This window comes from Methylobacterium sp. E-065, from assembly GCF_022829605.1.
In the GTDB taxonomy this organism is placed as follows: domain Bacteria; phylum Pseudomonadota; class Alphaproteobacteria; order Rhizobiales; family Beijerinckiaceae; genus Methylobacterium.
In genome coordinates this window covers 1-11,707 of the sequence record NZ_JAKSYD010000095.1, presented here as the reverse complement: position 1 = coordinate 11,707, position 11,707 = coordinate 1, and the positions used below count along the sequence as shown (strand labels likewise).

General features: G+C 70.0%; 4 protein-coding genes and 1 pseudogene. 3 read left to right on the top strand and 2 right to left on the bottom strand.

Features of this window, described 5'->3' with window-relative positions:
* A partial coding sequence (argB, locus tag MKK84_RS09415; RefSeq protein WP_243919066.1) for an acetylglutamate kinase occupies positions 1-297 on the bottom strand: 297 nt, incomplete at its 3' end.
* Positions 298-650: 353 nt separating this feature from the next.
* On the opposite strand from argB, the gene MKK84_RS09410 reads away from it, so the two are divergent.
* From MKK84_RS09410 to MKK84_RS09400, 3 genes are all read left to right on the top strand, one after another.
* The gene (locus tag MKK84_RS09410) at positions 651-1,994 is read left to right on the top strand and encodes a UDP-glucose dehydrogenase family protein (protein ID WP_243919068.1); all 1,344 of its coding nucleotides are present in this window, start codon (positions 651-653) and stop codon (positions 1,992-1,994) included.
* 338 nt (positions 1,995-2,332) lie between these two features.
* Entirely contained in the window at positions 2,333-9,775 is a 7,443-nt protein-coding gene (locus tag MKK84_RS09405; protein WP_243919064.1) for a type I polyketide synthase, read from the top strand.
* Positions 9,772-11,139 (top strand): aminotransferase class I/II-fold pyridoxal phosphate-dependent enzyme, encoded by a 1,368-nt coding sequence (locus MKK84_RS09400; RefSeq protein WP_243919061.1) that lies wholly within the window; start codon positions 9,772-9,774, stop codon positions 11,137-11,139. Before MKK84_RS09405 ends, MKK84_RS09400 begins: the two co-directional genes overlap by 4 nt.
* Positions 11,140-11,275: 136 nt before the next feature.
* Here MKK84_RS09400 and MKK84_RS09395 read toward each other — a convergent pair.
* Positions 11,276-11,707 (bottom strand): annotated as a pseudogene (locus MKK84_RS09395) (sugar transporter); the annotation flags it as partial.

The following is an 11,707-nucleotide window of genomic DNA, read 5'->3' as shown; positions in this document are numbered from 1 at the left end:
GACCACCTCGACGGTGGCCTCGTCGGTCACGCGCAGGCCGTTGCGGAACTCGGACTGGATGCCGAGCCGGTCGAGCATCTTGCCGATCTGCGGCCCGCCGCCGTGGACGACGATCGGCTTCAGCCCGGATTGTTCGAGAAGAACGATGTCTTCGGCGAAATCCTCGGCCGCGGACCGGTCCCCCATGGCGTGGCCGCCATACTTGATGACTACGATCTCCTGGTCGTAGCGCTGCATATGCGGCAGCGCCTGGACCAGAACCTCGGCGCGCACGTGGACGTTGGGGAGTTCGGTCATCGCGGTCCTTCGCCGATCCTTCGCCGCTTCTTGGGTCAGGGCCTGAGGGCGGGATTGCGCCTACGCCCGTCGGGCGGGGGCGCTTCTACAGGAAGGTATCGGCACTGCGAAGCCGCTCCTGCGACAATGCGGGCAAGAAAGCGCGAGGCGCGGCGATGCGGCTCGAAAACCGCGGTGCCGACGCATGACCGATCCGCCGCCGCGGCCGAACCGTCAAAAAACAGTCACCCTTCCCGTGTGTTGCAATCGGGCGACAGGCTGGAGACGATCCAGGCTGGACCGGGTTGCACCCCCGTGATGCCCGGACCATGCTGCATTGCAGCAAGTCGGGGGCGAACTGCCGAGAGGACCGGATGCGGATCGCGATGATTGGGGCCGGGTATGTCGGCCTGGTATCCGGGGCATGCCTGGCGGATTTCGGCCACGGCGTGGTCTGCATCGACCGCGACCCGGACAAGATCGCGAGCCTGAACGCCGGCCGCATGCCGATCTACGAGCCGGGGCTCGACGCCCTGGTGGCCGAGAACGTCCGCCAGGGCCGGCTCGCCTTCCGCTCGACCATGCGCGAAGCCGTGGCCGAGGCCGACGCGGTGTTCATCGCGGTCGGCACCCCGTCACGCCGCGGCGACGGCTTCGCCGACCTGAGCTTCGTGATCGACGCGGCCCGTGAGATCGCCGGCGCGCTCTCCGGGTTCACCGTCGTGGTCACCAAGTCCACGGTCCCGGTCGGCACCGGCGACGAGGTCGAGCGCATCATCCGCGAGACCAACCCGTCGGCGGATTTCGCCGTCGCCTCCAATCCCGAGTTCCTGCGCGAGGGCGCGGCCATCTCGGACTTCAAGCGCCCCGACCGCATCGTGGTCGGCACCGAAGAGGCCCGGGCCGAGGCGGTGATGCGCGAGGTCTATCGCCCGCTCTACCTCAACGCGGCGCCGATCCTCGTGACCAGCCGCCGCACCGCCGAGCTGACCAAGTACGCCGCCAACGCGTTCCTGGCCGCCAAGATCACCTTCATCAACGAGATCGCCGACCTGTGCGAGGAGGTCGGCGCCGACGTGCAGCAGGTCGCCCGGGGCATCGGGCTGGACAACCGGATCGGCACCAAGTTCCTGCATGCCGGCCCGGGCTATGGCGGCTCGTGCTTCCCCAAGGACACCCTGGCGCTGGTCAAGACCGCCCAGGACGCCGGCACGCCGCTACGGCTGGTCGAGACCGTGGTGGCGGTCAACGACCAGAGGAAGCGCGCCATGGCGCGCAAGATCATCAAGGCGTGCGGCGGTTCGGTGCGGGGCAGGACGGTGGCGCTCCTCGGCCTGACCTTCAAGCCCGATACGGACGACATGCGCGACGCACCGTCGCTGGCGATCGCGGCGGGCCTTCAGGATGCAGGCGCGAAGGTGCGCGCCTACGATCCGGAGGGCATGGCGCATGCGCGGGTCCTGATGCCGGCTGTGGATTACACCGAGAACGCCTATGCCTGCGCGGAGGGCGCGGACGCCCTGGTGCTCGTCACCGAATGGAACGCCTTCCGGGCGCTCGATCTCGACAGGCTGCGTGAGGCCATGGCGTCCGGTGGATCAGCGCCAGTCCTGGTCGATCTGCGCAATATCTATGATCCCGAGAGCGCCGCGCGCCACGGCTTTAGCTATTGCGGCGTCGGGCGAAACGGGGCGGGGGCCGTGTCGGACCGGTCCTGACCTCGCGATGATCCGAAGATCACTTCGGAAGATCTTCTGGCGGCCGCGGCGCGATGCCGTCAGACGGGCAGCCGAAGGCGGGGCGAAACTGTGGCTTTCTGATGATCGTTTCAGCGTCTCCGCCGGCGGTCGACCGGTCCAAACTTGGCATTCTGATCGCCGGGATTGGATAGGACGCTGATGAATACATGTCACAGCCTTGGGCAATTTCGTCGCGCGGGGATGACCTCGCGTCCAGGCTGGTTGGACACCGCAATGGTGCCACAGTAAGGGGTGAGAGGGTACTCACTCGTCGCGAGCCGAGCCGACTTCCGATAACGAGCGTGTGCGAACCGAACGTGACACAACGTACAGATATTGCGATTGTCGGACGCGCATGCCGACTGCCCGGGGCCCCCAGTGTGGACGGGCTGTGGTCACTCCTCTCCGAGGGGCGCTGCGCCGTCAGCAAGGTGCCGGCCGATCGGTTCTCCCTGGAGCGGTTCGCGCATCCCCGCGCCCATGAGCGTGGCAAGAGCTACACTTGGTCGGCGGGCGTCATCGACGATGTGTGGTCGTTCGACCCGGCGGTGTTCGGCATCTCGCCCCGCGAGGCCGAGCAGATGGATCCGCAGCAGCGCATGCTGCTGGAGCTGACCTGGGAAGCCCTCGAGGATGCGGGCCTGCGCCCGTCGAGCGTGGCCGGCAGCCATATCGGCGTGTTCGTCGGCGCCTCCTCGCTCGATTACGGCAACCTGCGCATCCTCGACGCGGCCTCGGGCGACGCCTACGCGGCCACCGGCAACACGCTGTCGATCATCTCGAACCGCATCTCCTACATCTTCGACCTGAAGGGCCCGAGCTTCACGGTCGACACGGCCTGCTCGTCTTCGCTCGTCGCCTTCGACAACGCCGTGCAGGCGATCCGGTCGGGCCGCGTGGACACGGCCGTCGTCGCCGGCGTCAACGTGCTGGCGAGCCCGTTCAACTTCATCTGTTTCTCCACCGCGCAGATGCTCTCGCGCACCGGCCTGTGCCAGGCGTTCTCCAAGAACGCCGACGGCTACGTGCGCTCGGAGGGCGGCGTAGTGTTCGTGCTGCAATCGGCTGAGGCCGCGCGGCGCAACGGCGCCACCGTGCGCGCCGTGGTGTCGGCGTCGGGCATCAACTCCGACGGCCGTACCACCGGCATCTCGCTCCCCTCGGGCTACGCCCAGGGCGCCCTGCTGGAGAAGGTCTACCGCGAGGCCGAGATCGGGCTCGACGACCTCGCCTTCATGGAAGCCCACGGCACCGGCACGCCGGTGGGCGACCCGATCGAGGCCTCGGCCATCGGTTCCAAGCTCGGCCGGGGCCGGCGGGCGCCGCTGCCGATCGGCTCGATCAAGACCAATATCGGCCACACCGAGCCGGTCTCGGGCCTCGCCGGCCTGATGAAGGCGACGCTGGCGCTGGAGCACGACCTCGTGCCGCCCTCGCTGCATGCGGCGGAGCTGAATCCCGACATCCCGTTCGACGAGTTGAACCTGCGCGTCGTGCAGGAGGCCATGCCGATCAGCCGTGGTCCGCGCGAGCGCTTCGCGGGCGTGAACTCCTTCGGCTTCGGCGGCACCAACGCCCACGTGGTCATCACCGACGCCCCTGCCTGGGCGACGCAGGCGGACGCCACCGCGGAGCCCAAGGCCCAGGTGCTGCTGCTCTCGGCACAGACCCGCGCCGCCCTGAACGAACTCGCCCAGGACTACGCCGAGCGCCTCGAGGCCGAGCCGGCCCAGGTGCCGAAAGTGGCGGCCGCCGTCGCGCATCGCCGCGAGCGCATGCCGGCCCGCCTCGCCATCGCGCTGGACGGCAAGACCGATGTGGCCGCGGCGCTCCGTGCCATCGGCGAGGGCGAGGACACCCAGGACGCCTTCACCGGCACGGCGGTCGACCGCGTCGCCGAGGTGGCCTTCATCTACTCGGGCAACGGCAGCCAGTGGGCCGGCATGGGCCGCGAGGCCTACGAGGAGAACGCGACCTTCCGCGCGACCTTCGACCGGATCGACACCCTGTTCCAGGTCTACTCGGACTGGTCGCTGAAGGACGCACTCTACGCCGACGATCTCGACGAGCGCCTCGCGTTGACCAGCGTGTCGCAGCCGCTGATCTTCGCGATAGAGAGCGCTTCTACGGCTGCCCTCAAGGCCAAGGGCCTGATCCCGTCCTACGTGCTGGGCCACAGCGTCGGCGAGATCGCCGCCGCCGAGGCCGCCGGGATCCTCAGCCTGGAGGATGCGGTCCGGGTCATCTACTACCGCAGCCACCATCAGGAGACGACGCACGGCCAGGGCACCATGGCGGTGCTGCTGATGCCGGCCGAGGAGGTCGAGACCTTCCTCAAGGATTTCCCGACCCTCGACATCGCCGCCTACAACAGCCCGAAGGCCGTGACGGTCGCCGGGCCGGTGGCCGATATCGAGGCCGCCCTGAAGGCCCTGTCGCGCAAGCGCCGGCGCGGGCGCAAGCTCGACCTCGCCTACGCCTTCCACGGAAGGCTCATGGACCCGACCGAGAAGCCGCTGCTGCGCGATCTCGCCGGGCTGAAGGCCAAGGCCGGCACCACCGCGATGGTCTCCACCGTCACCGGTGAGGTGCTGGACGGGTCCCATTTCGGCGCCGGCTACTGGTGGCGCAACATCCGCGAGCCGGTCCGCTTCTCCGAGGCCGTGCAGGACGCCACCCGCCGCGGCGCCCGCGTGTTCGTCGAGGTCGGTCCGCGCGCGACCCTGATGTCCCATGTCGGCGACGCGGTCGAGCCGCTCGGCATCGAGACCGCGACGGTCGGCGTGATGCACCGCAAGGCGTCGGGCGGCGATCCGATCGCGAAGGCGGTCAGCGCCGCCCTGGTCCAGGGCGCGCAGGTCGACGAGGCCCTGCTGTTCGGCGACGCGCCGAAGGGCGACGTGCGCCTGCCGACCTATCCGTGGCAGCGCCGGCCGTTCCGCCTCGCCGACACCACCGAGGGCGTCGGCGCGATGAGCGCCCGCCCCTACCACCCGCTGATCGGCTCCCGCACGACCTTCGACGGTCTGGAGTGGAACGGCTTCGTCGATCCCGCGACCGTGCCGGAACTCGAGGACCACAAGGTCGACGGCCAGGTGATCATGCCGGGCGCCGGCTTCGTCGAGATGGCGCTCGCCTGCGTTCGCGAAGCGATGCGCGACGACGAGGTCGTGCTCGCCGATTTCGAGATCGTGGCGCCGATGGTGTTCGCCGAGGAGGCCCTGCGCGAGGTCGCGGTGCGCCTGTCGGGCTCCGGCAACGGCATCCAGGTGCTGAGTCGCCCGCGCCTGACCCAGACGCCCTGGCAGCTCCACGCCCAGGCCAAGATCGTCGAGGGCACCTTCTCGGCGCCGAAGGTCCCGGACCTGAACGGGTTCAGCTTCGACACGGCCGGCGAGCACGTGCTCTCCGGCGACGCGCTCTACGCCAAGGCCCTGGCTTCCGGCCTCGCCTTCGGCCCGAGCTTCCAGCAAGTCGCCATGAGCGCCCGGCTGGACGACGCCACCATCGTGTCCGACCTGCTGCCGGCCGAGCCCGACACCCGCTACGGGCTGGTGCCGAACCGGCTCGACGCCTGCTTCCACGGGCTGATCCTGCTCTTCGCCGACCTGCTCGGCGAGAATGGCGGCAAGGCCTACATCCCGGTGCGCTTCGGCGAGGTGCGGCTGGTGCGCCCCGGCGCGGTAATCGCCCGCTCGATCATCCGCACCCGCCGGTGCAACGAGCGCTCGATCCTGGCCGACTTCACCCTGCTCGATGCCGAGGGTGAGATCGTCGCCACGATCCGCGAGGGCCGGTTCCAGGCCCTGCGCGCCAAGACCGGCGGTGACCTCTCGGCCTTCGCGATCTCGCAGGTGCCGGAACTCGCCACCGAGCCGACTGCGATCCCGATGGAGCGCCGTCCGAGCGTGGCCGCCCGGCTGCGTCCGCTGGCCGCCGAATCGAAGGGCCCGGCCGATGCCGCCCTGTCGCCGGGGCACCTCCTGCTGGAGGGCTGGGCGACCTCGCTGGCCTACCGCCTCGCCTCCGGGCTGGCGCAGGGCGAGACCGTCTCGGCCGAGGATCCGCGCGTGCCCGAGGCCCTGCGCCCCTGGTTGCTGAACGCCCTTTACGCCCTGGAGAGCAGCGGGCTCGCCGAGCGCGCCGGCCAGAACTGGACGCTGGGCGACGGCTCCGCGCTGCCCGCCCCCGACGAGATCATGCGCTGGATCGCGGGGGACCACCCGGATCTCTCGGCCGAGCTGGTCCTGATCGCCGATGTCGGCGCCCTCGTGGACCGTCTGCTCGCCGGTAAGCTCACCGACGCACCGGCCCTGCCGCAGGGGGCGATCGACGCCTTCGTGCTCCGCTCGGCCACCGCGCGCCACGGCGCCGACGTGGTCGCCGGGCTGATCGAGCGCAGCCGGAGCCAGCTCCCCAAGGAGCGGGCGCTGCGCGTGCTCCAGGTCGGGTTCGGCCCGCTCTCGGCCCAGACCGCGACCTTCGCGGCCGCCGCCGAGGCCCGGCTTACCGTGTTCGAGACCGACCGCAGGCTGGCCGAGCGTGCCCGCCTGTCGCTGGGCCGCACCGCCGCCGTGATCGAGGCCGCCGACGAACTCGCGCCCGGCAGCTTCGACCTGATCCTGGCGGCCGGTAGCCTGCATCGCGGCGACCGGGCTCTGCCGGGCCAGCTCGCCGGGGCGCTCGCCACCGGCGGCCTGCTGGTGGCGGTGGAGCCGGGGTCATCTCTGTTCCGCGACCTCGTGTTCGGCCTGACCCCGGGCTGGTTCGAGGAGGCGGTCGGCGGCCTGCCCGTGGGTCGGCTGGAGGATATCGAAGGCTGGCAGCGCACGCTCAGCGCCCATGGTCTCGTCAAGGTCGAGGTCGAGCGCTCGGCCTCCGCCAACGGCGACGACCTGCTCCTGACCGCCGAGGCCCCGGTGCGCCCGGGCCCGGCTCCGGCCCAGAGCTTCGCCTTCATCATCGGCTCGGACGACGAGTTCGCCGCCGAGACCGCCTCGTCGCTCGCGACCCTACTGGTCGCGGGTGGTGTGCACGTCTCGATCATCCTCGACTCCGAGACCTCCCTGATGGAGCTCGAGCGGGAGACCCCCGACACGGTTGTGTTCCTGGCCGGCGCCTTCACCCGCGGCGGCGAGGCGGCCGAGCGGCTGCGCGATCGCTGCCTCAGCCTGAAGCGCTGCATCGAGCATCTCGGCGCCCGCCAGACCCGCCTCTGGGTCGTGGCCCCCGGCGCGACCCGCGATCGCGGCGGCCAGACCACCAACATCGAGGCCGGCGTGTGGGCCTTCTCCCGCACGCTCGCCAACGAGGCCCCGAACCTCGACGTCCGCCGCATCGACCTCTCCCCCGAGATGTCGTCGAAGCGCGCCTCCGAGCGCCTGCGTGACCTCATCCTCTCCGGCACCCCGGAGACCGAGATCGTGCTGGACGACGAGCAGACCCAGGTCGTGCGCTTCCATGCCGGCAAGCCGCAGCACCGGGATCCGGCGGATCTGGTCCCGGCCGAGGCCGCGCGTCTGGAGCGCAGCAACACCGGCGGTCTCAGCGAGATGGTCTGGGGTCCGGCCGAGCGCCGCGCCCCCGGCAAGGGCGAGATGGAGATCGCGGTCGAGGCCACCGGCCTCAACTTCCGCGACGTGCTCTGGGCGCTCTCGATGCTCCCCGAGGAGATCTTGGAGGACGGCTTCGCCGGTCCGCGACTCGGCCTCGAATGCGCCGGTCGCGTCACGGTGGTCGGCCCGGGCGTGAAGGGCTTCAAGGTCGGCGATCCGGTCGTCGCCTTCGCCCAGTCGGGCTTCGCCACCCACATCGTGGTGCCCGACCTTGTGGTTGCCCCGATGCCGCCGGGTCTCGACCCGATGGCGGCCGCCACCGTGCCGGTGGCCTTCCTCACGGCCTATTACGGCCTCGTCTCCTGCGCCCGGATGCGGCGCGGCGAATGGGTGCTGGTCCATGGCGGCGCGGGCGGCGTCGGCCTTGCGGCTCTGCAGATCGCCAAGCTGAAGGGTGCGCGGGTCATCGCTACGGCCGGCTCCCGCGAGAAGCGGGCGCTGGTCAAGGCGCTGGGCGCCGAGCACGTGCTCGATTCCCGCTCGCTGGCCTTCGTGGACGAGATCCGGGCGATCACCGGCGACGGCGTCGATATCGTGCTGAACAGCCTGTTCGGCGAGGCGATGGAGCGCTCGCTCAACGCGCTCCGGCCGTTCGGTCGGTTCGTCGAACTGGGCAAGCGCGATTACGTCGCCAACACCCATATCGGCCTGCGCCCGTTCCGGCGGAACCTCAGCTATTTCGGCGTCGATCTCGATCAGGTGATCCAGCACCAGGGCGATGACGGCGCGCGGATGTTCCGCGAGGTCATGGCCCTGTTCAACGACGGCGGTCTCAAGCCCCTGCCCTACCAGCCCTTCACGGCGGCCGAGACTTCGGACGCGTTCCGGCTGATGCAGCAGTCCGGCCACATCGGGAAGATCGTGATCAGCCCGCCCAAGGCCGGCACGATCATGAAGGACACGGCTAAGCCGTTCAGGGTCTCGGAGACGGGTGTTCACCTGCTCACCGGCGGCCTTGGAGGTTTCGGCCTTGAGGCGGCGCGCTGGCTGATCGACCGGGGTGCGAAACACCTCGTGCTCGCCGGCCGCAAGGGCGCGGCCACCGACGAGGCCAAGGCGGTCGTCGCCGAACTCACGGCGCGGGGCGTGACCGTCGAGGCCAAGGCCGTCGACATCACCAGCCGCGCCTCGGTGGATCGCCTGATCGCCGGGATCGAGCAGGGCGGCAAGAAGCTCGCGGGCGTGCTCCACGCCGCGGCGGTGCTTCAGGACGGCCTGATTGCCAATATTGACGCGGCCGCGCTCGACGCGGTGATCGGCCCGAAGGTAGTGGGCGCCCAGCATCTCGATGCCGCGACCCGCGACCGGAGCCTCGACTACTTCGTCCTGTTCTCCTCGGCGACGACCTTCATCGGCAATCCCGGTCAGGGCTCGTACGTGGCCGCCAACGGCTTCATGGAGGGCCTCGCCCGTCAGCGTCGCCGCCGCGGTCTGCCCGCTCTGGCGGTGGCCTGGGGTGCGATCGGCGATGTCGGCATGCTCGCCCGCAACAAGGCGGTCATGGAAGGCCTCGCCGGCCGCGTCGGCGTCACGCCGATGGAGGCCCGCCGCTGCCTCGACCTGATGGCCGAGGCGCTGGGGCACCAGGGCACGTCCCCCGACGAGGCGGTCATCGCCATCGCGGCGATGCATTGGGGCAAGGCGCGCGAGCGTCTCGCCACCATGCGCTCGCCGAGCTACGCCGAGCTCGGGTCGGACCAGCAGGCCGAGGCCGGCGGTGTCCAGGCGATCAACATCGGGGCGCTTCTCAAGGGCGGTGATCTCGATTCGGTCCGCAAGACCGTGTCGGACGCGATCGTCGAAGACATTGCCCGGATCCTGCGCCTGCCGAAGGACGACATCAGCCGCGTGCGGCAGCTCTCGGAAATCGGCCTCGACTCGCTGATGGGTGTCGAGCTCGGCGCCAGCCTGCAGGAGCGCTTCGCCCTCGATGCGCCGCCCGCGGGCCTGTCCTCGGGCATGACCGTCAACGAGCTGTCGGAGTCCTTAATTCAGGCGGTTTCGGCCCCCATGGATGAAGCGGCCGGTGTCGCGATGAGCCTCGTCTCGAAGCATATCGGCGGTGAGATCGATGCGGCGATGATGGCGCCGCTCCGGGAACTCATCGAGCAGACGTCCAGCCCGATCAAAGAGACCAACACATGACCGATACGGCACGGCCTGACGGCGGGCGCGCGGCGCTCGCCGGCTTCGTGACGAACCGCCTCGGGCGCGCGACGCCGCGCCCGGCACCCGCCAAAGCGGCCTCCCCGGCCGGGCAGTCGGCTGCGCAGAATTTCGAGAATCTGCCGGGCTACCGCGAATTGCAGCTCCAGCGTCAGGCGGCTCAGCTGATCGGCCTGAGCAACCCGTTCTTCCGCGTCCACGACGCCAAGGCCGGCGCGACCACCAGGATCGACCAGAAGAGCTTCACCAACTTCTCGTCGTACGACTACCTCGGCCTGAACGGTCACCCGCGGGTGAGCAACGCGGCGCGCGAGGCGATCGACGCCTACGGCACCTCCGCGTCGGCGAGCCGTGTGGTTGCGGGCGAGCGGCCGGGCCATATCAGCCTGGAGCAGGCTCTGGCCAAGCACTACCACACCGAGGGCTGTGTCGTGATGGTGAGCGGTCACGCCACCAACGTCACGACCATCGGCGCCCTGCTCGAAGCCGGCGACGTGATCTTCCACGATGCGCTGTCGCACAACAGCATCGTCACCGGCGCGCAGCTCTCGGGCGCCCAGCGGCGCTCCTTCGCGCATAACGACCTCGACGCCCTGGAGACCCTGCTCCAGTCGACCCGCCACGAGCACCGCCGGGCGCTGATCGTGGTCGAGGGCCTGTACAGCATGGACGGCGATGCGCCGGACCTCGCCGGCCTGATCGCCCTCAAGAAGCGCTACGATGCGTGGCTGATGGTCGACGAGGCCCACGGCCTCGGGGTCACCGGCCGGACCGGCGCGGGCCTGTTCGAGCATTGCGGTGTCGACCCCAAGGAGGTCGACATCTGGATGGGCACGCTGTCGAAGACGCTCTCGACCTGCGGCGGTTATATCTGCGCCCCGATCGCGCTGATCGAATACCTGAAGCACTCGGCCGGCGGCTTCGTCTACAGCGTCGGCATGTCGCCGCCGCTCGCCGCCGCCGCCGAGGCCGCGCTCGCCGTGATGCATGCCGAGCCGGAACGGGTCGAGCGTCTGCGTCAGAACGGAAACCTGTTTCTGGCGACCGCCAAGAAGCTCGGCCTCGACACCGGCTTCAGCCTGGGTCTCGCGGTGGTGCCGATCATCGTGGGCGACTCGCTGAAGGCCGTGACCCTGTCGGACCGGCTGTTCCGCCGAGGCATCAATGTGCAGCCGATCATCCACCCGGCGGTGCCGGAGCGGGCCTCGCGCCTGCGCTTCTTCCTTACCTCCGAGCATACCGCCGACCAGATCCGCGACACCGTGAACGCGGTGGCCGAGGAGATGACGGCGATCGACAAGGGCGGCTCGCTGATCGAGCAGCTGCTGGCCAAGCGGGCCTGAATGCGTCCGGGGCCGCGCGCCCCGGATCGCGATCGGTCTTCGCTGAAAACGAGAACGGGGCGCGGATGATATCCGCGCCCCGTTCTCGTTCGAGATCTGTCGGACTGATCGCCGGCCCGGCGGGCCGGCGGCTTGCCTACTTCGTGTAGGCGTAGGCGGTCGCCACGGAGGCGATCGGGCCGGTGACGCCGCTGAATGCGGTCAGCACCTTCGACAGCTCGGTGAACGGCGCGTTCGACACGTAGACGAGGTCGCGGTTGCGCATCCGGAACGCCTGGGACACGAACAGGCTGTTGGGGTCGCGCATGTCGATCCGGTACACCACCGGGACCAGTGGCGTGCCGAGCAGCTTCGAGCCCGGGTGGAGCCGCCGCACCACGCTGGCCGGCTCGAACCGGAAGATGAACGTCCCGGACGGGTCGGCGGCGAAGTCCGATAGGCCGCGCGCCTTGGCCAGCGCCTGCGCCAGCGTGATCCCGTCGGCCTGGAACGGCAGCTCGGTGCTGTTGCCCAGCGCGCCCACCGCGATGAAGGTCTGCGGGTCGCGCACGAGCGTGAGCACGTCGTT